The 23,703-nt window shown below is 58.5% G+C and carries 23 protein-coding genes; 15 read left to right on the forward strand and 8 right to left on the reverse strand.

Annotation, left to right across the window (positions count from 1 at the left end; genetic code table 11):
- The first annotated feature begins 50 nt into the window (after window positions 1-50).
- The 6 genes from topA (at window position 51) to rpmG (ending at window position 7,159) form a co-directional block, all read left to right on the forward strand.
- On the forward strand, window positions 51-2,729 hold the full coding sequence (topA, locus tag FIV03_RS22630) for a type I DNA topoisomerase (protein ID WP_062489010.1): 2,679 nt from the start codon (window positions 51-53) through the stop codon (window positions 2,727-2,729).
- 62 nt (window positions 2,730-2,791) lie between these two features.
- Window positions 2,792-5,044: a ribonuclease R gene (rnr, locus tag FIV03_RS22635; RefSeq protein ID WP_152512043.1), complete on the forward strand. Its 2,253-nt coding sequence runs from the start codon at window positions 2,792-2,794 to the stop codon at window positions 5,042-5,044.
- Window positions 5,041-5,511 carry a DUF983 domain-containing protein gene (locus FIV03_RS22640; protein ID WP_173013915.1) on the forward strand — a complete coding sequence of 157 codons (471 nt, stop codon included), beginning with the start codon at window positions 5,041-5,043 and terminating at the stop codon, window positions 5,509-5,511. Before rnr ends, FIV03_RS22640 begins: the two co-directional genes overlap by 4 nt.
- On the forward strand, window positions 5,508-6,254 hold the full coding sequence (locus tag FIV03_RS22645) for an NUDIX hydrolase (RefSeq protein WP_152511065.1): 747 nt from the start codon (window positions 5,508-5,510) through the stop codon (window positions 6,252-6,254). Before FIV03_RS22640 ends, FIV03_RS22645 begins: the two co-directional genes overlap by 4 nt.
- Before the next feature lie 59 nt (window positions 6,255-6,313).
- Window positions 6,314-6,835, forward strand: coding sequence for an AAA family ATPase (locus FIV03_RS22650; RefSeq protein ID WP_152511066.1), 522 nt, complete (start codon window positions 6,314-6,316; stop codon window positions 6,833-6,835).
- Window positions 6,836-6,991: 156 nt separating this feature from the next.
- Window positions 6,992-7,159 carry a 50S ribosomal protein L33 gene (rpmG, locus tag FIV03_RS22655; RefSeq protein WP_023004047.1) on the forward strand — a complete coding sequence of 56 codons (168 nt, stop codon included), beginning with the start codon at window positions 6,992-6,994 and terminating at the stop codon, window positions 7,157-7,159.
- Window positions 7,160-7,762: 603 nt separating this feature from the next.
- Here rpmG and FIV03_RS22660 read toward each other — a convergent pair.
- Window positions 7,763-8,134, reverse strand: coding sequence for a response regulator (locus FIV03_RS22660; RefSeq protein WP_006934912.1), 372 nt, complete (start codon window positions 8,132-8,134; stop codon window positions 7,763-7,765).
- Between the two features lie 137 nt (window positions 8,135-8,271).
- Between FIV03_RS22660 and FIV03_RS22665 the strand changes: the two genes are divergently transcribed.
- From FIV03_RS22665 to FIV03_RS22675, 3 genes are read left to right on the forward strand one after another with little or no spacing between them, the layout of a single operon-like run.
- Window positions 8,272-8,571, forward strand: coding sequence for a DUF3572 domain-containing protein (locus FIV03_RS22665; RefSeq protein WP_023004046.1), 300 nt, complete (start codon window positions 8,272-8,274; stop codon window positions 8,569-8,571).
- A complete protein-coding gene (locus FIV03_RS22670) occupies window positions 8,564-9,256 on the forward strand; it encodes an HAD family hydrolase (protein ID WP_152511067.1) in 693 nt (230 codons plus the stop codon). The genes FIV03_RS22665 and FIV03_RS22670 overlap by 8 nt, the downstream gene beginning before the upstream one ends.
- Before the next feature lie 34 nt (window positions 9,257-9,290).
- Window positions 9,291-10,604, forward strand: a complete 1,314-nt coding sequence (locus FIV03_RS22675; protein ID WP_152511068.1) for a DNA polymerase IV — start codon at window positions 9,291-9,293, stop codon at window positions 10,602-10,604.
- 42 nt (window positions 10,605-10,646) lie between these two features.
- Here FIV03_RS22675 and FIV03_RS22680 read toward each other — a convergent pair whose 3' ends face one another.
- Window positions 10,647-11,519, reverse strand: coding sequence for a cell envelope integrity EipB family protein (locus FIV03_RS22680; RefSeq protein WP_209009758.1), 873 nt, complete (start codon window positions 11,517-11,519; stop codon window positions 10,647-10,649).
- A 276-nt stretch (window positions 11,520-11,795) separates the two neighbouring features.
- Between FIV03_RS22680 and FIV03_RS22685 the strand changes: the two genes are divergently transcribed.
- The 3 genes from FIV03_RS22685 to FIV03_RS22695 all read left to right on the forward strand — a co-directional run bounded on the left by FIV03_RS22685 (window position 11,796) and on the right by FIV03_RS22695 (window position 14,552).
- Entirely contained in the window at window positions 11,796-12,263 is a 468-nt protein-coding gene (locus FIV03_RS22685; RefSeq protein WP_152511069.1) for a RidA family protein, read from the forward strand.
- A 92-nt stretch (window positions 12,264-12,355) separates the two neighbouring features.
- A complete protein-coding gene (locus FIV03_RS22690) occupies window positions 12,356-13,135 on the forward strand; it encodes a glycerophosphodiester phosphodiesterase family protein (protein WP_152511070.1) in 780 nt (259 codons plus the stop codon).
- A gap of 91 nt (window positions 13,136-13,226) precedes the next feature.
- On the forward strand, window positions 13,227-14,552 hold the full coding sequence (locus FIV03_RS22695; RefSeq protein WP_173013916.1) for a GNAT family N-acetyltransferase: 1,326 nt from the start codon (window positions 13,227-13,229) through the stop codon (window positions 14,550-14,552).
- 14 nt (window positions 14,553-14,566) lie between these two features.
- Here FIV03_RS22695 and FIV03_RS22700 read toward each other — a convergent pair whose 3' ends face one another.
- From FIV03_RS22700 to FIV03_RS22710, 3 genes are all read right to left on the reverse strand, one after another.
- Window positions 14,567-15,421 (reverse strand): GNAT family N-acetyltransferase, encoded by an 855-nt coding sequence (locus FIV03_RS22700; RefSeq protein ID WP_173013917.1) that lies wholly within the window; start codon window positions 15,419-15,421, stop codon window positions 14,567-14,569.
- A 127-nt stretch (window positions 15,422-15,548) separates the two neighbouring features.
- Window positions 15,549-15,869 (reverse strand): antibiotic biosynthesis monooxygenase family protein, encoded by a 321-nt coding sequence (locus FIV03_RS22705; RefSeq protein ID WP_055653719.1) that lies wholly within the window; start codon window positions 15,867-15,869, stop codon window positions 15,549-15,551.
- A gap of 140 nt (window positions 15,870-16,009) precedes the next feature.
- Window positions 16,010-16,939 carry a LysR substrate-binding domain-containing protein gene (locus tag FIV03_RS22710; RefSeq protein WP_152511072.1) on the reverse strand — a complete coding sequence of 310 codons (930 nt, stop codon included), beginning with the start codon at window positions 16,937-16,939 and terminating at the stop codon, window positions 16,010-16,012.
- A 122-nt stretch (window positions 16,940-17,061) separates the two neighbouring features.
- On the opposite strand from FIV03_RS22710, the gene FIV03_RS22715 reads away from it, so the two are divergent.
- The 3 genes from FIV03_RS22715 (at window position 17,062) to FIV03_RS22725 (ending at window position 18,503) form a co-directional block, all read left to right on the forward strand.
- On the forward strand, window positions 17,062-17,247 hold the full coding sequence (locus tag FIV03_RS22715) for a YdcH family protein (RefSeq protein WP_031270751.1): 186 nt from the start codon (window positions 17,062-17,064) through the stop codon (window positions 17,245-17,247).
- Between the two features lie 32 nt (window positions 17,248-17,279).
- Window positions 17,280-17,483, forward strand: a complete 204-nt coding sequence (locus FIV03_RS22720; RefSeq protein ID WP_055653717.1) for a hypothetical protein — start codon at window positions 17,280-17,282, stop codon at window positions 17,481-17,483.
- Between the two features lie 192 nt (window positions 17,484-17,675).
- On the forward strand, window positions 17,676-18,503 hold the full coding sequence (locus FIV03_RS22725) for a bifunctional allantoicase/(S)-ureidoglycine aminohydrolase (RefSeq protein WP_152511073.1): 828 nt from the start codon (window positions 17,676-17,678) through the stop codon (window positions 18,501-18,503).
- A 250-nt stretch (window positions 18,504-18,753) separates the two neighbouring features.
- On the opposite strand, the gene FIV03_RS22730 is transcribed toward FIV03_RS22725, so the two are convergent.
- The 3 genes from FIV03_RS22730 to FIV03_RS22740 are packed head-to-tail and all read right to left on the reverse strand — an operon-like array spanning window position 18,754 to window position 23,563.
- On the reverse strand, window positions 18,754-21,858 hold the full coding sequence (locus tag FIV03_RS22730) for an efflux RND transporter permease subunit (protein ID WP_152511074.1): 3,105 nt from the start codon (window positions 21,856-21,858) through the stop codon (window positions 18,754-18,756).
- 33 nt (window positions 21,859-21,891) lie between these two features.
- Complete coding sequence (locus FIV03_RS22735) at window positions 21,892-22,986, reverse strand: efflux RND transporter periplasmic adaptor subunit (RefSeq protein WP_152511075.1); 1,095 nt, start codon at window positions 22,984-22,986, stop codon at window positions 21,892-21,894.
- A gap of 13 nt (window positions 22,987-22,999) precedes the next feature.
- Window positions 23,000-23,563, reverse strand: a complete 564-nt coding sequence (locus FIV03_RS22740; RefSeq protein WP_152511076.1) for a TetR/AcrR family transcriptional regulator — start codon at window positions 23,561-23,563, stop codon at window positions 23,000-23,002.
- Window positions 23,564-23,703: the final 140 nt, after the last annotated feature.

A 23,703-nucleotide genomic window follows, 5' to 3' on the forward strand; every position in this document is an offset into this window, starting at 1 on the left:
TTCTCCACCGGGCGGGGGCTCCGTATCCGGCAAAAATATTTTGGGTAAGAATGAACGTCGTCATTGTCGAATCGCCGGCGAAAGCCAAGACGATCAACAAATATCTCGGTTCCGACTATACGGTGCTGGCTTCCTACGGCCATGTGCGAGATCTGCCGGCCAAGGACGGCTCGGTGCTGCCGGACGACAATTTCGCCATGAGCTGGCAAGTGGATGCGAAGGCGCAGAAACGGCTGAGCGAAATCGCCAATGCGGTCAAGGATGCCGACCGCCTCATTCTCGCGACTGACCCCGACCGCGAAGGGGAAGCAATTTCGTGGCACGTTCTGGAAGTGCTGCAAAAGAAGAAGGTGCTGAAGGACAAGCAGGTCGAGCGCGTTGTTTTCAACGCGATCACCAAGAAGGCGATCCTGGAAGCAATGGACAACCCGCGCCAGCTGGACACACCGCTGGTCGATGCCTATCTCGCCCGCCGAGCACTGGATTACCTGGTCGGTTTCACCCTGTCGCCTGTCTTGTGGCGCAAGCTGCCCGGTGCCCGTTCCGCCGGGCGCGTGCAGTCTGTCGCATTGCGGCTGATCTGCGACCGGGAAATGGAGATCGAAACCTTCAAGCCGCAGGAATACTGGTCGATCTTCGCCAACATGAAGACACCGACCGGGGACATGTTCCAGGCTGGCGTCACCGGGTTTGACGGCAAGAAAATCGGCCGTCTCGACATCAACAACGAAGCCGAAGCCACCGCGATCAAGACCATGCTGGAAAGTGCCAGCTTCAAGGTCGACAGCGTGGCTTCCAAACCTGCGAAGCGCAATCCGGCGGCACCGTTCACCACCTCCACACTGCAGCAGGAAGCCTCACGCAAACTCGGGTTTTCCGCATCGCGCACCATGCAGGTGGCGCAGAAGCTTTATGAAGGCATCTCAATCGGTGGCGAGACTTCCGGTCTCATCACCTACATGCGTACCGACGGCGTTCAGATTGCCGGCGAAGCGATCGCTGCCGCCCGCTCCGTAATCGCCAAGGATTTCGGCGACAACTACGTACCGGCAAGCCCGCGCGTCTATACCTCCAAGGCAAAGAACGCCCAGGAAGCACACGAAGCGATCCGGCCAACGGACCTTTCGCGCCGTCCGAAGGATGTCGCCCGGTTCCTCGATCCGGACCAGGCGAAGCTTTATGAGCTGGTGTGGAAACGGACCATGGCTTCTCAGATGGAGTCGGCCGTTCTGGAACGGACCACCATCGAGATTCTCGCCGACGGTTCCGGTAAACGCGCAAATCTGCGTGCCACTGGTTCCGTCGTCCGCTTCGACGGTTTTCTTGCGCTTTATCAGGAAGGCCGGGACGACGAGGAAGACGAGAACTCCAAGCGCCTGCCGGCCGTTGATGAAGGTGCCGCGCTGACGGCTGCCTCTGTCGACGGAACCGCACAAGCCATCGAAGCCTCGCAGCACTTCACGACACCGCCGCCGCGCTACACCGAAGCGAGCCTGGTCAAGAAGATGGAAGAGCTTGGCATCGGCCGGCCGTCCACCTACGCCTCGACGCTTCAGACCCTGCGCGACCGCGACTATGTCGAACTCGACAAGAAACAGCTTGTTCCGATGGACAAGGGCCGAATTGTTACCGCGTTCCTGGAAAGCTTCTTCCAGCGCTATGTCGAATTCGACTTCACAGCGAGCCTGGAAGAACAGCTCGACAAGATTTCCGCAGGCGAGCTTTCCTGGCTCGACGTGCTGCGTGATTTCTGGACCGGGTTCTCCGGCGCGGTCGATGAAATCAAGGACCTGCGCGTTGCCCATGTCATCGACGCGCTGAACGAGCTGCTCGGGCCGCATATCTTCCCGCCGAAGGAGGATGGCACCGATCCGCGCAAGTGCCCGTCCTGCGACACCGGTCAGCTATCGCTCAAGGTCAGCCGCTGGGGCGCTTTCATCGGCTGCTCCAACTATCCCGAGTGCGGCTTTACACGGCAGCTCGGCAAGCCGAGCGGTGAAGACGGCGAAGGTGACGACGGCCCGAAGGTTCTCGGTACCGATCCGGAAACCGGCCTTGACGTTTCCCTGCGCAACGGCCGCTTCGGCCCCTATGTTCAGCTGGGCGAGGAAGCCAAGCCGAAGCGAGCCTCCCTGCCCCGTGGCTGGTCCGCACCGGACATGGATCTGGAAAAGGCGCTGCAGCTTCTGTCGCTGCCACGCGAGGTGGGGCCACACCCGGAAGACGGCAAGATGATCTCCGCCGGCATCGGTCGCTACGGGCCGTTCGTGCTGCATGAAGGCACCTATGCCAACCTGTCCACGCCAGACGAAGTGTTCTCCGTCGGCATCAACCGTGCTGTTGATGCGCTGGCGCAGAAACGCGCCAAGGGTGGTGGCCGCGGTGGTGCAGCGGCAACGCCGCTGAAGGAGCTTGGCGAGCATCCGTCCGAAGGCGGCCCAATCAATGTCTATGACGGGCGCTACGGGCCTTACGTCAAGCACGGCAAGATCAACGCCACGCTACCGAAGGACACCGACCCCAAGGCCGTGACGATGGAACAGGCGCTGGAGCTGATCGCGGCAAAGGCCTCCAAGGGCGGCACCAAGAAGAAGGCGGCTGCCAAGAAACCTGCTGCGAAGAAAACAGCAACCAAAAAGACGGCCACCAAGAAGACGACGGCAAAGTCATCCGCAAAGGCAAAGGTCGATGCGTCGTCCGAAGAGGTGCCCTGGGATGATGCGAGTTGAGCGCAAAACGGATTAACACGCGCAAGCACACCAATCGAAAACACGCCAAGGTTCCGGGTGAAATGCCATCACGCGAGGATATTCTCGCGTTTGTTGCAGATAACCCGGGGCGTGCGGGCAAGCGTGAGATTGCCCGTCATTTCGGTATTATCGGCGGGGCCCGCATCCATCTGAAAAAGATGTTGAAGGACCTGACCGACGACGGCCTGATGGAAAAGCGCAACAAGCGCATGATCCGTCCTGGCGATCTGCCACCGGTTTTCGTGGCCAATCTCATTGCACGCGACCGGGACGGTGAGCTGATTGCGACCCCTGTCGACTGGGACGACGAGGCTGGCACCCCGCCGAAAATTCTGGTGCTGACCGGCAAGACCAAGGCGACGCAACCCGGCCTGGGTGACCGCGCACTCGTACGCCTGACCGAAGCTGAGAGCGGCCCCGAAACAGAACATGTTGCCCGCGTCATCCGCGTTTTGGAAAAGCGTCAGGGAGCAATCCTCGGAATTCTGCGGATGCGTGACGGCACTCGCCCGCATTATCTTGAACCGATTGACCGCAAGCAGCGGGAACTCGACATTGATCCGCGTGACCTCAAGGGCTCAGAGGACGGGGATCTTGTCAGCGTTCAGGTGACGCGCTCCGGCCGCTACGGCCATCCCGTCGCGTCCGTGGTTGAGCGTTTCGGCTCGATGAATTCGGAAAAGGCGGTTTCAGAGATCGCCCTGCAATCGCATGGCATTCCGCATGTCTTTCCGGCAGCCGTAGAAGCGCAGGCCGAGAGCGCAAAGCCGGTGGAGAAACTCGGCAAGCGCGAGGACTGGCGGCAGGTACCGCTGATCACCATCGACCCGCCCGACGCAAAAGACCACGATGACGCCGTCTACGCCGAAGCGGACGAGGACCCTTCCAACGAAGGCGGCTATATTTGCTATGTGGCGATTGCGGATGTCGCATACTACGTCACCCCCGGCTCTCCGATGGACCGGGAAGCGAACCTGCGTGGCAACTCGGTCTATTTTCCCGACCGGGTAATCCCGATGCTGCCGGAGCGAATTTCCAACCAGCTCTGCTCGCTAAGGGAAAAGGAAGACAAGCCTGCGCTTGGTGTGCGGATGGTGTTCGGCAAGACCGGACGCAAGACCGGGCACACCTTTCACAGGGTGCTGATGCGTTCGGCAGCAAAACTCTCCTATCTGCAGGCTCAGAAGGCGATTGACGGCACGACAGACGAGAAGACCGAAACCCTGCTCGACGGCGTCCTGAAGCCACTATGGGCCGCTTACGCCGTGCTGAAGAAGGGACGCGAGGCGCGCGAACCGCTGGAACTCGATCTGCCGGAACGCAAGATCAAGCTGAAAGCGGATGGCACTGTCGATCATGTCTATGTTCCGGAGCGTCTGGACGCCCACAAGCTGATCGAAGAATTCATGATCCAGGCGAACGTGGCAGCCGCCGAAACACTGGAGCAGAAGAAAACGCCCCTGCTCTACCGGATCCACGATGCCTCGACCCCGGAAAAGCTGGAAAGCCTGAAAGACTTTCTGTCGACGATCAACATCAAGCTGCCGTCCTCCGGTGGTCTTCGCCCCTCCGCCTTCAACGGCATACTTGCCAAGGTGAAGGACACGCCTCAGGCCAACCTCGTCAACGAGGTGGTCTTGCGAAGCCAGGCCCAGGCAGAATATGCACCGCAGAACATCGGCCATTTCGGCTTGAACCTGCGGCGGTACGCGCATTTCACCTCACCGATCCGCCGGTATGCCGATCTGATCGTGCACCGTGGGCTGATATCCGCGCTCGGGCTTGGCAAGGATGGCTTGCCGGAAGGTATCGAGACGAAACTTGAGGCCATCGGCGCTGAAATCTCGGCCGCTGAACGGCGGGCAATGCTTGCCGAACGCGACACAATCGACCGTCTGATCGCCCTTTGGATGAGCGACCAGATCGGCGCGAGTTTTCAGGGCAGAATTGCAGGGGTGGTCAAGTCCGGCATGTTTGTTCGCCTGTCCGATACAGGTGCCGACGGCTTCGTACCGGCCTCCACAATCGGCCTCGATTATTATCGCTATGACGAAGGGTCGCACGCCCTGATAGGTGACAAAACCGGCGAGACCTACCAACTTGGCGATCAAGTGGAGGTCCGGCTGGTGGAAGCAGCCCCCTTTGCCGGTGCACTGACATTCGAGCTGCTGAGCCACGGCAGCATTGCCGGCAAACGCATCCGGAAAGCCGCGCCAAAGGTGCGGCGTGGGCCGCCGAAGGGCGGACGCGGCAAGACCTCACCGAAGAAACAGGGTCGAAGGAGATCTTCGTGACGGTCCGGTATGAAGTGCACGACAAACTGGAAACGCCGGAAACAGCATCCGAAAAACCGCGGCGCAATGTTCTTCAGGCCATGCTGCGCGGTGCCGGCAACCGGTGCATGAACTGCGGAAAAGGCAAGGTGTTCGACGGCTTCCTTCAGCCACACTATGCCTGCTCTGTCTGCGGTGAGGAGTTCCATCACCATCGCGCGGACGACGCACCGCCCTATTTCACAATCACCATTGTCGGCCACATTATCGTTCCCGGCCTTCTGGCCGTGGAGGTGTTGTGGCATCCCGCGCTGTGGATCCATATGTCTCTCTGGGTGCCGCTGACGCTGATCCTGTCGCTGTCGCTTCTGCGACCGATCAAAGGCGCGCTGATCGGCCTGCAGTGGGCGCTCTACATGCATGGTTTTGACCCGGATGCGGAAGACGACACGCCTCCCACTCCGGTGCCTTCCGAAAGGGTTACATGAGCGGTTCGTTCGAAAAGCAGCTGGCAAAAGACGAAAAAGCCGGAAACTACCCGTATATCCGTCCCAAGGATGCCGCGACGCTGCTGATTCTGGACCGTGACGATCGGGGTTCCGTGAAGCTGCTGATGGGCCGTCGTCACATGCGCCATGCCTTCATGCCGGGAAAATTCGTGTTCCCCGGCGGCAGAGTGGATGTCTCCGATTCCCGTGTGACCGACGTGCTTCCCTATCATCCGGACGTCGAGGCGAAGCTTACGCAGGACCTGAAGAACGCCAAGTCGGCCGCACGCGTTCGTGCGCTGGCCCTGGCGGCCATTCGGGAAACCTATGAAGAGGCAGGGCTGTTTATCGGCCGTCAGGCGCACAACAACCACCTGCACCTTGGTACCGGCTTCGAGGCATTTGCCGAGCGCGGCATAAAGCCCGACCTGAGCGGCCTTCGGATGATTGCGAGGGCCATCACCCCACCGCAACGCCCGCGACGCTTCGACACCCGTTTTCTGGCCGTCTGGGCGGACGCCATTGCCGACAGGTTGCCCGACGGAACCGGCCCGTCCGGCGAACTGGAAGACTGTGCCTGGCTGACTTTCGAAGAGGCGAGGCAGAAGGATCTGCCGATGATCACCAACAAGATCCTGACCGACCTGGAAGACAGGCTGGCAAAAGACCCTGAGCTTTCACCGACGACGCCTGTCCCCTACTATTTCTTTCGCAAGGGCGGTTTCGTGAAACAGGAGCTCTGAAGCTACCTGTACCTGGCGGATTGCTGGCCGTTGCAACACACAAAGGCGTGTCCAGGCTTATGCCTTTCCTGATTGCCCTTTCCGGTTTGCCCGGCGTCGGCAAATCGACGATAGCAAAGGCACTGAGCCGGCGTCTGCCCGCATTTCTTTTGCGGGTGGATGCGGTTGAAGCTGCCCTCAAACGCAGTGTCTTGAACATTCATCCGGCTGAAGACGCGGGTTACCTCGCCCTTGCTGCTATCGCTGCCGGAAACCTGGAGTTTGGTCACAACGTCGTTGCCGATACGGTCAACCCGGTTGCCGAATCCAGGCAATTGTGGAGGGAGACCGCTCAATCAACCGGCGCGACACTGCTGAATGTCGAGATTGTCTGCTCGGATGAGCGCGAACACCGCAAGCGCGTTGAAAACAGGGAAACCGAGATTGACGGACTGACCCTGCCCCGCTGGTCTGAGGTACGAAATCATGATTACGAACAATGGACGGAACCATGTCTCCAGTTGGATAGTTCCAGCCTGAACGTGGACCAGTCGGTCGATACGATAACGAAGGCTTTGACAGCACTGCGGCAGAATGGCTGACATGGTCCGAAAAGGCAGCTGAACCATAGCAAGTGCTTGACTTTCGCGCTGCGATGAGTAGTTTGCGCGCTGATTTCAGACATTGGGGCAGATTCATCGCCAGCCATCTGGCCGCAAGAACTCTTTGCCCGACAACAGAGAACAGGATCCAAGGCCATGGCCAAGGCGACAACAATCAAGATCAAGCTCCTCTCCACGGCTGACACCGGCTTCTTCTATGTCACCAAGAAGAACTCCCGTACGATGACCGAGAAGATGGTCAAAAAGAAATACGACCCGGTTGCGAAAAAGCACGTCGAGTTCAAGGAAACCAAGATCAAGTAAGATCTGGTTCCAGATGATTTTTAAAGAACCCGCCGGAAACGGCGGGTTTTTTCATGTCTAAGCGAATGTGTTTTGAAATTTTGTCGGTGCAAGCCAGCGTCGTGAAACCTGTTTCCACTAACGATTACTGCACGGACGCAGAGGCACGACGACGCAGCTTCAGCATTGCTGCTGGTGCTGCTTCTTGATTTTCGGTTGAAAGATTAGTGGTCGGCGGGAACACGGCATTCGAGGAGGCCACTCATCGGCCGGTTCCCTGCCGACCTGCCCCACGGACCCAGGAGATGCGGCGGACCTGAGCACTCCGAGGGGAAACTGTATTGCCTGTTTTGACGCTACGGCATTCTTTACCACGTCATTGAGGCGATCAGGAAAAACACTAATCTGCGGTCACACTACCTGAATGTTGCCTGATTGCAATATTTTCCGCAAAATATGCACAGAAACAATGCCGTTTTAGTAAATCCGTAACCTTAATATGAAGAGCGCGTGAGCGTGAGGTTTTGCGATTCGCAGGAATTGGTTGCAAGCAGCCATGCCAAACAACCGTGAAACCTTGCAGAAATCTTTACCCGCCGCAGTTCTACCGCCGGCGGTGGCCCGTTACGCTTCGCCGAGATATGCCCGAACTGTTTCCAGGAATTTCGCTACGGAGATCGGCTTGGATATGTAAGCTTCGCACCCGCCCTGCCGGATACGCTCCTCATCGCCCTTCATGGCGAAAGCCGTCACGGCGATAACCGGGATGGAAGCGATATCCTCGTCTTCCTTGATCCATTTCGTGACTTCCAGCCCCGACACTTCCGGCAGCTGAATATCCATCAGGATCAGATCGGGATGATGCTCACGGGCCAACTGCAAGGCTTCGATGCCGGTCCGGGTCTGCAATGTATTATAGCCGTGCGCTTCGAGCAGATCATGAAACAGCTTCATGTTCAGCTCGTTGTCTTCGACGATCAACACGGATTTTGCCATATGTCCGGCCCTTTACCCGGCCACTTGCCGGTCCCATTTTATCTTCGCAGCACTTTTTAGTCCGCGGTAGAACCCTTCCCCGGTCCGCATTAAATTTCTTCTAACCCGGAATCGTTTCAGAAAGGCAAAAAAACACAATGAAAAATATACAGAGCAAGTCATTGTCCGTTGAAGAAGCACAAGGAATTGCTACTGAAGCCCTTCTCCAGCTCAGTCGTGACCCTGAACAGATCGGCAGGTTTCTTGCTTTTTCTGGAATTGGACCGGAAATGATTCGAGAAGCGGCGGGAGAACCGGGGTTTCTTGCCGGTGTCCTCGAGTTCTACATGATGGACGAAGCTCTGCTGCTTGCCTTTTGTGAAAATGCCGGAATACGGCCAACGATGATGGCCGCTGCACGCTACGCAATTGCCGGCGGAGACGAAGACCATGCCTGAACCGACGCAGGTGCTGCCCGAAGTTCTTGCGCAGATCCAGGCACTGCCGTTTTCGAACCGTCCTTTGATCATCTGCGATGTGGATGAAGTGATTTTGCATCTGATCGCTCATCTGGAAGACTATCTTCACGCTCGCGACCTGGCTTTCCTGAAGTACGAGTACAGGCTGACCGGCAATATCGGCCGGCGCGACAACCGGGAACCACTGTCGTCCGACGACGTTCGCAAACTGCTTCTGGAGTTCTTCGACGAAGTCAGCCATCGTCAGGACATGGTCCCCGGTGCAGGCGATGCGCTCAATGCACTTGCACAGCAATGGGACGTTATCCTGCTGACCAATCTGCCCGGAGGTCACAACAAGCCAGTGCGGGAAAAGCTGCTCACCGGGCTCGGTATCACCTTTCCGTTGCTGACGAATTCCGGTCCCAAAGGTGGTGCGGTTGCAGCTCTGTCTCGTGGACGTCCGGAGCCGGTTGTCTTCATTGACGACAGTCCGACCAACCACACCTCCGTGAACGCGACCCTGCCGTCCGCTGTCCAGATACAGTTCATCGCAGACGCCAGATTTCTGCAGACCACTGAAAAGGCAGGTTACATCGATCTGTTGAGCAGCGATTGGCAGGAGACGGCCGCCTTTATCGGAGCTATTCTGCAGGGCTCGAACCGAAACCAGCAGAGCGGCTGATTGCCCATCCGCACCGCAGCCGATTGCCAACGCCGTGTCCCAACCCGTTCCGCCCTTACGTGCCCTTTGCCTAGACTGCGGTGCCCGCCTCGCCCCGTCGGCAGCCAGGTGCACCCGCTGCGGCAGCCCGAGGCTGGTCAAGCATCCGGAACTCGACACGCTGGCCATTGCCCACATTGATTGCGACGCCTTTTATGCCTCGATCGAAAAACGCGACAATCCGGAGCTGCAGGACCAGCCGGTAATCGTTGGCGGAGGTCAGCGCGGGGTGGTTTCCACATGCTGTTACATCGCCCGCATCTACGGTGTGCGGTCCGCAATGCCCATGTTCAAGGCGCTTGAGGCATGCCCGCAAGCGATCGTGATCAAGCCTGACATGGCCAAATACGCGAGCGTCGGCAAGGAGATCCGTGAACGAATGCGCGCGCTCACGCCCCTGGTGGAGCCTTTGTCCATCGACGAGGCCTTTCTTGATCTGACGGGCACCGAACGCCTTCACAAGAAGTCTCCGGCGGAAACACTCGCGGGCTTCATACGCGACATGGAAGCCGATATCGGCATATCGGCGTCTGTCGGCCTTGCCCCCAACAAGTTTCTGGCAAAACTTGCGTCCGATCTCGAAAAGCCGCGTGGGTTCTCCGTCATCGGCGCTGAGGAAGCCGAAGATGTGCTGGCGGCCATGCCAGTGGGCCGCATCTGGGGTGTCGGCAAGGTGTTCCAGAAAAAGCTGGAGAAAGACGGTATCCGCACCATTGGGCAACTGCAGGAAATGGAGGCGACGGATCTCGCCCGCCGATACGGCACCATCGGCCTGCGTCTGGCCCGCCTGTCGCATGGCGATGACAGCCGCGAAGTCACTCCTGAACGGGGCGCGAAAAGCGTTTCCGCGGAAACCACCTTCTTCACTGACATCTCGAGTTTCGATACCCTGCGTCCCATTCTCAGGAACCTGGCCGAGAAAGTGTCTGCGAGGCTCAAGAAGGCGGAACTCTCAGGACGCGGTGTGACCTTGAAACTGAAAACCGCCGACTTCAAGACGATCACCCGCGCGAGGCATTTTTCCGATCCGACCCAATTGGCCGACAAGATCTACGCAGCGGGTGAGAACCTTCTTCAGATCGAAGCCGATGGCCGCCGCTTCCGGCTTATCGGCATCGGCGTCAGTGATCTGGAAAACGCGGACCGGGCCGATCCGAGAGACCTGCTCGACCAGTCGGCCGAACGACGGAAGAATGCGGAACTGGCGGTGGATCGGCTTCGGGACAAGTTCGGAACGTCAGCTGTCGAACTCGGCCTCACGCACGCAGCGCGCACTGCGAAGGAAGCCAAGAAGCAGGGTGACAAGTAGTCCGCCTGTCACCCGATCATTTTTATAAACGGTCTTGCCAGGTTACTGCTGCGGGCACTCGGACTCGTCGTAAAGCTCCAGCGACGCCATCTTGCCCTGGATGGTGAAATCGCCGTAGTCGAGCTTCAGGTGTCCGCTGATGCCGTTTTCATACAGCCAGAATGACAGCTGATAGACCGGCAGAAGCTCTCCACTTGCGTCCTCGGCACTCGGGTCGAAGTAAGCGACGGTAACGGGCCAGTAGCTCTTGCCGGACAGCGGTGCATCCACATGGTCAGCATCGGTTTTTGCGTCGTTGACGGCTTTGGCGCCGATCACCGTCGTCGTGGCGTAAACCTTTTCTCCGGTTTCGGCGCCGTCATAGATATCGGCTGCAACAAAATGGACACCCGCCTCGGCTGACTTCAAGATCGTCAGAAGATGCTCGGTCGGAAACAGCACTTCCCGGCCAATCTCCAGCGATTTTTCCGAAGGTTCCTTCAGTTCGACAGTACGTGCTTTCTTTCCGTTCCGTGCCGTTCCACGGGTCGCTTCAACCAGTTTCTGATCGACAAAGGTCTTGGACAGGAACTGGTAGCTCTCGGCACGCGGCTCTTCGAAGGAAGTCGTCTGCAGATCAGTGATCTGTGAACCACCGTCGGTATCCCGAAACTCGGTAACAAAGCGGAAATTGACGCTGTAGCCCTCGCAAGCGCTTCCGGAGAAATCGTAGACCATGCGTCCGTCGAGGCCTGCGATCCCGGCTTGCTCCTCGCTGTCTCCCAGGTTCATGTCGTAAACGGCGCGATGGGGCACGAGTTTAAAGCCGACAGTGCCGCTCGCATCAGCGTCGGTCGCGCCAGACACCGCAAAAGCTGCGGCGGCCATAACGATCGCACCAACGGTCGAGGACACTGACTTCGGAACGCATTGCATCAAAAAAACCTCATTCTCGTCCTGGTGGAAGCGCCACCTGGACCGGTTCCACACATTATGCGGCAAACTGCACATTCCGCCACCGCGAATGTGCAACGATGCCCCAAGCCCCGCCAGCCTGTTATTTCACAATTCGCCTTTCTAAAGTGGTGACCGCGGCAAACGAAACCAAGCTCCTCCACAGTTTCCTTTTACCGTACACGCCCCATTTTGGCCTTGTCACCTGTGACGAATTACGCCAAGACACGCCGGAAGCTCTCAAACTTGGAGACACCCATGAGCAGCGCGATCGAAGCCCGGCTGAACGAACTTGGCATCACCCTTCCGGAAGCGGCGGCACCCGCGGCCAACTATGTGCCTTTCCTGCAGACCGGCAATCAGCTGTTCGTTTCCGGCCAGTTGCCGATGGCAGGTGGCAAGCTTCAGATCTCCGGCAAACTGGGTGACGGTCTGGGCATTGATGAAGGCAAGGCCGCTGCCAAGCTGTGCGCCATCAACCTCCTTGCCCAGGCAAAGGCTGCCACCGGAAATCTCGACAAGGTTGCGCGACTGGTGAAGATCGTCGGCTTCGTGAACTCCACAGCCGAATTCGTCGACCAGCCGCAGGTCATCAACGGCGCATCCGACTTCCTGGTAGAGGCGATGGGCGAAAAGGGCCGCCATGCGCGCTCCGCAGTCAGCGCCGCGTCCCTGCCCTTCGGTGCTGCTGTCGAGATCGAAGCGATTTTCGAAATCGAAGAGTGACTGCTTGCGGGGAGCCTGGCCTCCCCCACACTCTTCCCGAAGCCACACCGGACCGGCCGGTGAGGCATTTTCCTTCCTGACGAGCCCCCGCCATGACACCGGAACTCGAAGCCATCTTCGCCCGCCCGATCGCCCATCGGGGCTATCACGATGCCGACAACGGCGTCATCGAGAACACGCCTACCGCAATTCAGCATGCAATCGACAAGAATTTCGCGATCGAGGTGGATGTACAGGAAACGGCGGACGGCGAAGCTCTGGTGTTCCATGACTACACGCTGGAGCGCCTTGCGGAGGGAACCGGCAGGGTTATCGACCTGGCCGCATCCGAGCTCACCGGCATTCACATGAAGACCGGAACAGACAAGCTCTGGCTCCTGAAGGATCTGTTCGATCTTGTCGACGGCCGCGTACCTCTGGTGGTCGAGATCAAGTCGTTGATGCGCCGTGATGCGCAAATGGACTTTGTCCGTCACGTGACGGACCAGGTGGCGGGCTACAAAGGCTCTGCATGCATCAAGTCATTCGATCCGGACATGTTGTCCATTGCAAAGGCCCGCAACGCCTCGGTGCTGCGCGGTATCGTCGCCGACGGCGCCGAGCCCGGTCCTGACTATGCCCGCTACAGCCGTGTCGACCGGTTCATCCTGCGCCATATCCTGCATGCACCGCGCACGCGCCCGCATTTCATTTCCTACGGCGTCAAGGACCTGCCAAAGGTAGGACCCAGTCTGCTGCGCTCTGTGTTCAAGGTGCCGCTGATGTCCTGGACGGTGAGGACCACCGAACAACGGGAAAAGGCCGATCGCTACGCAGACCAGATCGTTTTCGAGGGCTTTGATCCGGACAGGAGCGCAGCCCGTTCCCTGTAGAAATAACCATTACACGACATCAACCTCTTGCACTGCAAAATACCAGCGCTACATCAAGAGTATGGTTTCAAACTTTGGTTTCTTCTGACGCATGACCTCCTCCCGGTCCACGGACAGCGACTCCCCGGCTACAGATGACGGCGGACAGATAGCGACCTTGCGAATCCTGTCTTCCTTGAAGGATGTCACCGCCTCCAACTGGGATCAGGTGGCCAATCCAGGCTGGCAACTTTCCGGACGGGGGCTCTTGAAGAAGGACCCGAAATGCGAGGCGTTGGCCGAGCTTTCCGGAGCACTTGGCGGCGGTTCCGAATTTGCCGGTGAGGACATTGATTTCAATCCGTTCCTGTCCCACGCTTTTCTGGAGGCTCTGGAGGCTTCCGGATGTGCAACGGAAGCTACAGGCTGGCTGCCCAGACACATGGTGCTGGAAGATGGTGGCGGCGAGGTTCTCGGTGCCGTGCCGGCCTATCTCAAGAGCCATTCGCAAGGCGAATATGTGTTCGACCACGGTTGGGCCGACGCCTTCTACCGTGCAGGCGGTGACTATTATCCGAAACTTCAGATCAGCGTGCCCTTCACGCCGGCAACCGGACGCCGGTTCCTGACAGGTGCCGGTGTCAACCGTGAAGCGGGCCTGCAAGCGCTTGCCGCCGGTCTGGTGCAGGTGTGTCAGCGCTCCGGGGCCTCATCCGTGCATGCCACTTTCCTGACCAAACCGGAATGGGACAGTCTGGGTGAGCTTGGATATCTGCAACGGACCGATCAGCAGTTTCACTGGGAAAACCAAGGTTACGACAATTTCGATGGCTTTCTGGCAGATCTGGCGTCGCGCAAGCGCAAGGCCGTCAAGAAAGAGCGGCGCGAAGCCCTGAGCGCTGAGGGCATTGAGGTGGAATGGGTCACCGGGTCCGATCTGACAGAGGCCCATTGGGACGCCTTCTACAAATTCTACATGGACACGGGTTCACGGAAGTGGGGCCGCCCCTATCTGAACCGGAAATTCTATTCGCTGATCAATGAGAGGCTGGCTGACCGCACCTTGCTGGTTCTCGCCAAACGGCATGGCCAATACATTGCCGGTGCGCTCAACTTCATCGGCTCGCACACCTTGTTCGGGCGCCATTGGGGCTGCACCGAGCACCATCCGTTCCTGCATTTCGAGCTCTGTTACTACCAGGCGATCGATTTTGCCATCGCCAACAAGTTGAAGCGCGTTGAAGCCGGCGCTCAAGGTGCCCACAAGCTGGCGCGCGGCTATCTGCCGACCACCACCTATTCCGCCCACTGGATCGCCCATGAAGGGCTACATCAGGCTGTCGCCGATTTTCTTGAACACGAACGCCTTGCCGTCGAACGCGAGAACGAGACGCTGACCGAACACGCGCCGTTCCGCAAGATTGACCAAGAGACCTGAACCTTGATGTGCACTTAGCAATCAAGCCGCATTTCGTATTGTTGCAGCAGCTCTTCCGCACCTGACAGGCGCAGGAATGCGTTGGCGCTTTGCGCAGCGGTGTCGACGTTGACAAACCGCAGTTCGGATCCGCCCAGGGCCTCCATCAGCCCCTGCAACAAGGCTCGGCCAATGCCTTGGCGACGGTGGTTCTTGTGAACGGCGATCTGCGCGACCGCGCCATCGGCAAAACTCGCCCCCCACCCCAGAATTTCATCATCATGGTGAACAGCCAGAAGATGGATATCCGGGCTCAAACCACGAAGCCCGGCAACACTGTTCTGGGGGGTCGGCAAGGTATCGAAATAGGGGCCGGCATCATCGGGAAGATCGTGCAACCCGATCCGCTCCAGCACCCACTCTCCGACATGCGCCTTGATCGCCTTGCTGTTCACGAGCCGAAAGACACCAAGTGTCCTTTCGCGGCGAAAGCCAAAGGCTTCATAAGCAGCAACCGCCTTTTCGTTTGTCGTGATGACCTCAAGCTGCAGGCCTTTCGCGCCGACCTCCAGCTGTTTTTTGAGGACCGCTGCAAGAAGCTTTTTCGACAAGCCTTTGCGACGATGTTCCGGACTGGTCCCGACGGACAACGTATAGGCCCTGTTGCCATAACTGGAGTTCGGCAAGCTCGAAAACCAGAAGGCTGCAATCTCTTCCCCTGCCATTGCCACGAAGGAATGCTCTGCCGAAAACCCGCGCTGGCGCTGAAACTCACGGAAATCCTTCTCGCTCAGATGCAGTGGCGTGACGTAATCCGAGAAAGCAGTGTTCAAGGCCTCGCACAGCTGGTCAGCACCAAACGAGCGGCAATCGACAATCTGATAGGACATGGAAGTTTCCGAAAAATGCGGGAAGTCTCGCAAGGAACCTCCGGCCCCTGTTCCAGGAGCCCGGAGCGATGCGCAACGCCGGTCGTTCATGACCGGCGCCATCACGATTTCTGTCATGAAGGTGAGGTCAGTCGTAGGCGTCCACGACGTCGTACATCACCGGTTCGAAACTCTTGCACAATGAACTGATACGCCGGTTGCGCTCACGCATTTCCGGTGAACGCAACATGGCCAGGAAATCCTCCCGTCGGCGCCACTGCGAATAATTGGCGATACGGGTTTGAGCATCGTTTACATGCAACCCGGCGCCAATGAAACCCGGCTGATGGCTTATGAAATTCTCGTATGCGTCCTTCAGTTCGTCCAGAAGGTCGTAGCATGTGCCCGGTGTCATTTCGAAAGTGGTAATGACGGTCTGGCAATCGCGGTCGCTTGAAATTTCAGGCATGGGGCTCTCCTCCTCCGCCGGTACCTGCGAGGCTGGCACGTTTTTAGCGGACCGGCAATATGGGGAGGACTACGTGGCACGGGAGACCATCCGTTCCTCTTTTACGGCTTTGCGCTTCCAATTACCTTTGTGAGCCTCTTTCAGGCTGGCTCGACCCCCTCAACTTTCATGCTGTTCACCGCCTGGAGCGCAAGGGACAGAAGGTTTTCGAAATGGGTGGTTCGGGAAGACCCGCATCGCCAGACGAGATACATCGTCCGGCGCATCGGCAAGCCCTCGATCTTCTTCAACAGAAGATCCGGCTCCTTTCCGAACTCGGACGCAATGTAAGCGGCCGGAAAGAGTGCCAACCCCATGCCGATCGAAGCCATCTGGCGCAAGGCATCAAGGCTTGTGCCTTCATAGTCCTGCCGGAAGTCCGCACCCGCGGCATGTGCCAATGCCTGAACATCGTTGTGGAGGCGAAACCCCTGACCGAGTGCAAGCAGCTTCTCGCCGCGCAACATATCCACCGGGATCACTTCGACACCAGCCAAGGGGTGCGTCTTCGGCACGGCAAGTGAAACGCTTTCCCGGCACAGCACCTGTGCCGTCCACTGATCCGATGACGCAAAATCCGGTGTCAGAATGCAGTCGAGTGCACCGGACATCAGTCCCTCTTCCAGGAGATTGGGCCTGTCTTCGCGGATGTAGAGCTCAAGAAGCGGAAATTCGCGTTTCAGGATCGGCAACAGGTAGGGCATGAAATACGGCCCGAATGTGGGCGAGACCCCAAGGCGGATCAGACCGCCGAGATTGGACTGTCCTGCCTGGGCGACAGTCACGATTTCGTCGAGATTTTCGAGGGTACGCCGTGCAAGCGGCAGCAGGCGTTCACCGGACGCCGTCAGACTGATCCCCCCGCTGCCGCGTTCCAGCAAGGTGCAGCCAAGTTGCTCTTCAAGCAGCTTGAATTGCGCCGAAAGTGTCGGCTGCGAGACGTGGCAGCGAGAGGCAGCCCTGCCGAAGTGCAAGGTTTCTGCAAGTGCAACGAAATAGTCCAGCTGCCGTGAAGATGGCCGAAACCGCATGTCGCCTCCCTGTACGATAGATAATTTCTATCAAATCAATCGAAACAATGTATTTCATCTATTCTCTCCTCGTATCCATATCAAGGGTGTCACAGACACAGCCCACGAAAGAGGAGCAGGCGATGTACAACAGACTGAAGTCGCTGCGCAGCCAGCACAACACCCTGGATTCCCTGATCCGCAGAGAGGAAATGCACCCTTATCCGGATACGCAGCACATACGGTCGTTGAAGAAATTCAAGCTTCGGTTACGGGATGAGATTACCCGGATCGAGACCAACTTGAGCTCCTCTCAGCTGGTCTATTGACCGGCAACACAACGCCAATCGGGAGGTTTTGAATGAATCCGTTTCTGCCATTCTTTTCACCCTTTGCAGCCCTGCAGCGCACGCCTTCCAGACAGTCCCGCCTGAAGGATATCGATGCTCGCATGGCCTCGTTCCTGCGCGAGAAACAGACGTCGGGCGCCGCCTGCCCCAAGGTGCTCGACAACGTCAAGACCGCAAGGAGCACAGTCCAGCGCGAGATGGTCTCGGCACGTTAGAACCACGTCCCGAAAAGAGGACGGGTTCTCGGCCCCAACCGGATTTCCGCCATCCGGACCACGCTGACCATCCAGCTGGACATCCCGCCCGCAGGCCTCGCTGGCGGGTTTTCTTTTTCGTTGCCTTCACGTAAGCCGCGCTTTCTAATTCAGCTCGAAACACTGTTTCGGCAACGGTTCAGGGAAACCCGCATGACCTCATCGCCCTACTACTCCCCAAGCGGCGGTCACCCGCCACAAACCCAGCTGCTGACCGACCGGGCTGTCTTCACGGAGGCTTATGCCGTCATCCCGAAGGGAACGATGCGTGACATCGTCACCAGTTATCTGCCGTTCTGGGAAAAGACCCGGCTTTGGGTCCTGTCACGCCCCCTCTCCGGATTTGCAGAGACCTTCTCCCAATACATCATGGAAGTGCAGCCGGGCGGCGGCAGCAAGAACCCGGAGCAGGACGCCGATGCAGAAGCGGTTCTCTTTGTGGTGCAAGGAAAACTGTCGCTGACAATCGAGGGGACTGGGCACGTACTGGAAGACGGCGGATACGCCTATCTACCGGCCGGTTGCGCCTGGACAGTTGAAAATTCGGCCGATGCTCCAGTCCGTTTTCACTGGATCCGAAAAGCCTATGAAGCAGTCGAGGAACTGGCTGCCCCGGATGCATTCGTAACGAACGAAAAACAGATCAAGCCGACCGAAATGCCGGGAACGGACGGCAAGTGGGCAACCACCCGTTTCGTCGTGCCGGACGACCTGCGTCATGACATGCATGTGACCATCGTTACCTTCGAACCGGGAGCCGTTATCCCGTTTGCCGAAACCCATGTGATGGAGCACGGGCTTTACGTGCTGGAGGGCAAAGCCGTCTACAGGCTCAATCAGGACTGGGTCGAGGTTGAAGCCGGTGACTACATGTGGCTGCGCGCCTTCTGCCCGCAAGCCTGTTACGCCGGTGGGCCAGGCAAGTTCCGCTATCTGCTCTACAAGGACGTCAACCGGCACATGAAACTCAGTCGTGGCTGAAAGACAGACTGAGAAAATGAGTCCGGATACGTCGACAAGATATTGATATCATGAGACTAGATGGCTCTAGCGGCCATAGCGAAAACGGGAACGGCATTTCCGTGTTTCCTGCGCTCCCTGGCGTAACGGTTTGGATCCCATGGTCAAGCCATGGGCACCGGTGGTGGTTGGTATTGGGTCGTCATTTGAGAGAAAGACAAAAGGCGGCTCGAAGGCCGCCTTTCAAGTTCGTAAGTGACTGCGTCCGGAGTTACTTGGCCGGAACTGCATCCGCCGGAACTGACGGCTCCGCCTTCGTCTTGTCTTTCTTCGGCGGGCGAACCCGGAAGAACAGGGCATAGAGCACGGGTGCGGCAATCAGGGTCAGCACGGTGGCAAACGCCAGACCGCCCATGATCGTCACTGCCATGCCCCGGAAGAAGGCATCCGACAGAAGCGGTGCCATGCCGAGGATGGTGGTGATCGCAGCCAGCATCACCGGCCGCATACGCGAGACGCTGGCATCGACGATTGCCTGGTATTTGTCCTTGCCCTCGCCAATCAGAAGATCGATCTCTTCCAGAAGCACGATGGCATTCTTGATCAGCATGCCGGAAAGGGACAGGAAGCCGAGCAGCGACATGAAGCCGAAGGCTGTGTCCGTGGCCAGCAAGGCAATGGCAACACCATTGATCGACATGGGCACCATCAGCCAGATGATCAGCGGCTGACGCACGGAGCCGAACAGCAGGATCGAGATGATCAGCATGACCAGGAAACCGAGCGGCAGCTGCGCACCCAGAGATGCCTGCGCATCGTTGGTGCTTTCATATTCACCGCCCCACTCCAGCGCATAGCCCGGCGGCAGCTCGATGGCCTCGATTTGCGGACGGACCCTTGCAAGAGCAGCAGTCGCGGTTTCGCCCGCAGTCGTCTCAGCCTTCACCGTGAGCGTGCGCACGCGATCACGGCGATGGATGAGCGTATCCTGAGGCTCCATCACGAATTCCCGCACAACCTGCTCGATTGGCACATAGCGGCGTTCATTGCTGCTCAGGACCAGGGAGTCCGACACGCTCTCGTTGACGGAGATGCCGTTCTGCTCGGCCTTGCGGGCGACAATCGGAATGCTCTCGTCGACATCGCGGTAGGAACCGACGCGAATACCTTCGGTCGAAAACTGCAAGGCGACCGACAATTCCTCTCGGGTGACGCCGGAAATGCGGGCGCGATCTTCATCGAAGATCGGCCGCACGACAAGTTCGCGCTGGCGCCAGTTCGTGTTGACGTCGGCAAGCTTGTTGTCGGGCATCGCGAAGATCGCCTGCGCCTCGTTGCCGAGCCGCTTGAGCTCATCGGCATCCGGACCGGAGAACCGTGCCTCGATCTTGGCACCGCCACCGGGACCGAACACCAGCCGCTTGGTGATGATCTGAGCAGACGGGAACCGTTCGGCGAACTTCTCCCTCAACTCGAGCGCCAGCATGTCGATTTCTTCACGATCATGCGTCCGGATGATCATGTGGCCATAGGCCGGGTTGGCGTCTTCCGGTGCGTAGGTCAGCATGAAACGCGTCGCACCACCGCCCGCAAAGCTTGTGACGGTTGCCACCCGCTCATCCGAAAGGACGATTTTCTCCATCTCCTTCAGGTCCGCCTCGGTCGACCGGATATCGGTTCCCTGGGGTGACCAGTAATGGACGTAGAAGATCGGCGTGTTGCTGTCCGGAAAGAAGGCCTGTTTCACGTTGCCGAAGGCCATGACACAGACAACCGTGATCCCGACAAGAGCGGCAACGGTCAGCAGCCGTACATGCAGGGAGCCAATCAGAAACGCGCGATAGACCCTGTAGAGGATGCCCTTGTAAGGGTCGTGATCGTCCAGATTGCCGGTGGCGGTTCTGAAGAAGTACTTGCCGAACAGCGGGGTCACAGTGATCGCGAAGACCCACGACAACAGCAGCGATATCCCGATCACGGCAAACAGCGAGAACAGAAACTCACCGGTAGCATCCGGGGACAGGCCGATGCCGGAGAATGCCATGATGCCGATGACGGTTGCCCCCAGCAGGGGCCACATGGTCTGAGCGACGACGCGGCTGGCTGCCTCAATCGCCTTCTGGCCACGCTGCATGTTGATCATCATGCCTTCCGCCACCACGATGGCGTTGTCCACCAACATGCCCATGGCAATGATAAGCGCACCGAGCGAGATGCGCTCCATCTCGATGGCGAAGATGCGCATGAACAGAACGGTGGCCATCACGGTCAACAGAAGAACCGTGCCGACCACAATTGCCGCGCGCCACCCCATGAACAGCGCCAGAACACCGATCACGATGACGACGGAGGCCGCAAGGTTCATGATGAAGCCGTTTACGGATTCATCGACCACGATATTCTGCTCGTAGATGGGATGGATCTGCATGCCGACAGGCAATTGCGCTTCGACGGCGGCAAGCTTTTCGATCACCCGTTCGCCGACTTCGACAATGTTGGTGCCATCGACCTGGGACACGCCGATCGTCACCGCCGCGTGGCCATCATGGCGTATCAACCTGTCCGGCTTCTCCGGTTCGCCCAACTCAAGCGTCGCGATGTCGGACAGGCGGATCATTGCCGTCGACCCTGCCCTGCCGATGACGAGATCCTGAATGCCGCGGAAGTCGTCAAAGGCGGAAGCCGTCATGAGGCGAATGCGTTTGTCACCGGAAACACCCGACCCGTTGGTCTGGATACGGTTTTCCGCATCCAGCACACCGATCACGTCGGTGAAGGTGATGCCGAGCCCGGCCATCTTGTCCTGATTGACATTCAGGTAGATGACATCCTGCGGTTCGCCGGCAACTTCCACCTTGCCGACCCCGGGAACAGTCAGGAGTTCGCGTCGGATACGCTTGACCGTGTCGCGAATGTCCCGGTTGGTATAACCGTCGGCAGTGAAGGCGTAGAAAAGGCCATAAACATCGCCGAAATCGTCATAGACCAGCGGTGTGCCCGCCCCTGTCGGCAGGTTCCGGACCTCGTCATTGACCTTGCGCCTCAATTCGTCCCAGACCTGAGGCAATTCCTCGCCGTCGTAGGTTGGCTTGATTTCGACGCTGATGCGCGACAGGCCGGGCTCCGACACGGATGTGATCAGATCCAGTTGCGGCATCTGCTGGATGGCCGTTTCGAGGTTTTCGGTAATTTCGTTTTCGACTTCAGCCGCGGTTGCGCCTGGATAGCTGGTGATTACCTGAGCCTGCTTGATGGTGAACGCAGGATCTTCCAGCCGCCCCACGGTGGACAGGCCCCAGAGCCCGCCCAGAAGCGACATGATCACGATCATCCAGGTGTTGACCGGCTTTTGAATGGAGTAGCGTGCAATATCCAAGGTTTCTGATCCTCTTGCCTGTCCGGAACCGGATCAGTTCAAACGCCGCACGACCTGGCCGTCGCTGAGATAGGCGACGCCGGCGGAAACGATGTCGTCGCCTTTGTCCAGGCCGGAGCGGACCGGAATGAAGTCGCCCATGACCGTGCCGATTTCGACCGGGTTCTTAGACACGGCGCCTGTATCTGTATCGAATTTCCAGACGTAGGCGCTGCCATCACCGTCGACGGCAATTGCACTTGAAGGCACCAGGAACTGTTCTCCCAGTTCCAGACCTTCCGGCAGAAACTTCACGGTGACAGAAGCCGTCATGCCGGGTGACAGCTGCTCTACGCCGTCGCGAGGCATGGCAAGGGTGATGCGATAGGTTTGCGCCACATCATCGACCTGGCTGGAATGCTCGCGGTAGGTCAGCGGAAACAGCTTGTCGCCGTAGGCCGGGAACCTTGCCTCGATCGAGGCGACTTCGGACTCGGATACCCGTCCGAACAGCGCCTCGGCAACGTTGATGTCCACCTGCACTTCCGACACATCGTGAAGCCGCACAACCGGTGTGCCGACACTGACCGTGGTGAAATTGTCGACCAGGCGTACGGAGACGATCCCGTCGAAAGGTGCTTTCAACGTGGTGTATTCGAGGTTCTGCTTGGCTTCCTTCAACGTCTCAAGCGCAAGGTCGTGCTTGTTCTTCTGCTCGTCGTAGGCGGACTGTGAGATCACGGACCGTTCGCGCAGGGTTTCCAGCCGGTCGAGTTCCCTCTTTGCCTGCTCCGCATTGATCGTCGCCTCGCGAACGGCGCGGTCGTAGTCAGTCGTGTCCAGAGTGGCGATCAGGTCTCCCTCTTTCACGCGCTGGCTTTCCAGAACCGGAAGCGCAACAAGCTTGCCCGGCACCTGAAAGGACAGGTCGACGGTCTTTACCGCCGCAACCCGGCCCGCAAACCGCCGCTCCAGCAGACCTATCTGGTCTGTCACCGTAAAGATTTTCGCCGGCCTCGGCGCAGCGTGAAGCTTTGCTTCTGCTTCGGAAACCGGATCAACTGCGTCTTCCTGGCAGGCTGCGAGCATTCCCGCAGCAAACAGGAGAGCGACCCAACGGCGGATTGGGGCTTTGTGAAGTGCCAGCATTTGGTCTTCCGTTCTAGTCTTGGAGTTGGGTCAGACGCTTGCGCAGTTCCTGAAAAACCAGCGCGCGTTCCTCATCTGTGAAAATCGTGACGCAATGCGCCTCGGAGAAATGCAGACCTTCCAGGCACGCCCAGATTGCCCAGGCTTTGCCGCGGTCGGAAAGTTCGGCTTCGATGGCCGCCTTCATACGGGATTTCACGCCCATGAAGGGTTCACTCAGGTCGGGACGGTCTGCTTTCGTGGCCAGCATGGCCTGCGCAAGATCCCGCTGCTCGCTCAGCCAGCCTTCGGTGACTTCGATCATGGCGCTCAACGTCGGGCATTCGGAAGAAAGGTTCCGCTCCCGCGCAGCAGCCACTTCAGCTTCGAACTGGCCCGCGAGGAATTCCACCATGCCTGTAATCAGCGCGTCCTTGGTGGGAAAGTTATAGAGCACCCCACCTTTCGAAAAGCCGCTTTCCTCGGCCACGGCATCCATGGTGAGGCTTTGCGCTCCCGAGCGTCTCACGACTTCGAGCGCAGCCTTCAGTATTTCCGATTTCGATTCATGCGAGTTGCGTGTAGAACGCGCGGCCATTTCTATACCGTCCAGTCAGTACAGTTTCGCGCTATTTATACCGTCCAGCCGGTACAGACAAGGGGGCACGCTGGCATAAATCCGCCAGCTTTTTCATCCAGCACACACCCGAAACGTGTCCTGGCAGCTGAATACCCCAA

This window comes from Labrenzia sp. THAF187b (genome assembly GCF_009363375.1).
GTDB lineage: Bacteria > Pseudomonadota > Alphaproteobacteria > Rhizobiales > Stappiaceae > Roseibium > Roseibium algicola.

Bases quoted from the DNA above. Each gene is read 5' to 3' on its own strand.
- FIV03_RS22665 (WP_023004046.1), top strand. From the start codon at position 8,272: ATGAAAAATATACAGAGCAAGTCATTGTCCGTTGAAGAAGCACAAGGA.
- FIV03_RS22710 (WP_152511072.1), bottom strand. From the start codon at position 16,939: ATGCGGTTTCGGCCATCTTCACGGCAGCTGGACTATTTCGTTGCACTT.
- FIV03_RS22685 (WP_152511069.1), top strand. From the start codon at position 11,796: ATGAGCAGCGCGATCGAAGCCCGGCTGAACGAACTTGGCATCACCCTT.
- FIV03_RS22720 (WP_055653717.1), top strand. From the start codon at position 17,280: ATGAATCCGTTTCTGCCATTCTTTTCACCCTTTGCAGCCCTGCAGCGC.
- FIV03_RS22740 (WP_152511076.1), bottom strand. From the start codon at position 23,563: ATGGCCGCGCGTTCTACACGCAACTCGCATGAATCGAAATCGGAAATA.
- FIV03_RS22715 (WP_031270751.1), top strand. From the start codon at position 17,062: ATGTACAACAGACTGAAGTCGCTGCGCAGCCAGCACAACACCCTGGAT.
- rnr (WP_152512043.1), top strand. From the start codon at position 2,792: ATGCCATCACGCGAGGATATTCTCGCGTTTGTTGCAGATAACCCGGGG.
- FIV03_RS22700 (WP_173013917.1), bottom strand. From the start codon at position 15,421: ATGTCCTATCAGATTGTCGATTGCCGCTCGTTTGGTGCTGACCAGCTG.
- FIV03_RS22670 (WP_152511067.1), top strand. From the start codon at position 8,564: ATGCCTGAACCGACGCAGGTGCTGCCCGAAGTTCTTGCGCAGATCCAG.
- FIV03_RS22660 (WP_006934912.1), bottom strand. From the start codon at position 8,134: ATGGCAAAATCCGTGTTGATCGTCGAAGACAACGAGCTGAACATGAAG.
- FIV03_RS22705 (WP_055653719.1), bottom strand. From the start codon at position 15,869: ATGCCTGAAATTTCAAGCGACCGCGATTGCCAGACCGTCATTACCACT.
- FIV03_RS22650 (WP_152511066.1), top strand. From the start codon at position 6,314: ATGCCTTTCCTGATTGCCCTTTCCGGTTTGCCCGGCGTCGGCAAATCG.
- FIV03_RS22690 (WP_152511070.1), top strand. From the start codon at position 12,356: ATGACACCGGAACTCGAAGCCATCTTCGCCCGCCCGATCGCCCATCGG.
- rpmG (WP_023004047.1), top strand. From the start codon at position 6,992: ATGGCCAAGGCGACAACAATCAAGATCAAGCTCCTCTCCACGGCTGAC.
- topA (WP_062489010.1), top strand. From the start codon at position 51: ATGAACGTCGTCATTGTCGAATCGCCGGCGAAAGCCAAGACGATCAAC.
- FIV03_RS22725 (WP_152511073.1), top strand. From the start codon at position 17,676: ATGACCTCATCGCCCTACTACTCCCCAAGCGGCGGTCACCCGCCACAA.
- FIV03_RS22695 (WP_173013916.1), top strand. From the start codon at position 13,227: ATGACCTCCTCCCGGTCCACGGACAGCGACTCCCCGGCTACAGATGAC.
- FIV03_RS22680 (WP_209009758.1), bottom strand. From the start codon at position 11,519: ATGCAATGCGTTCCGAAGTCAGTGTCCTCGACCGTTGGTGCGATCGTT.
- FIV03_RS22735 (WP_152511075.1), bottom strand. From the start codon at position 22,986: ATGCTGGCACTTCACAAAGCCCCAATCCGCCGTTGGGTCGCTCTCCTG.
- FIV03_RS22645 (WP_152511065.1), top strand. From the start codon at position 5,508: ATGAGCGGTTCGTTCGAAAAGCAGCTGGCAAAAGACGAAAAAGCCGGA.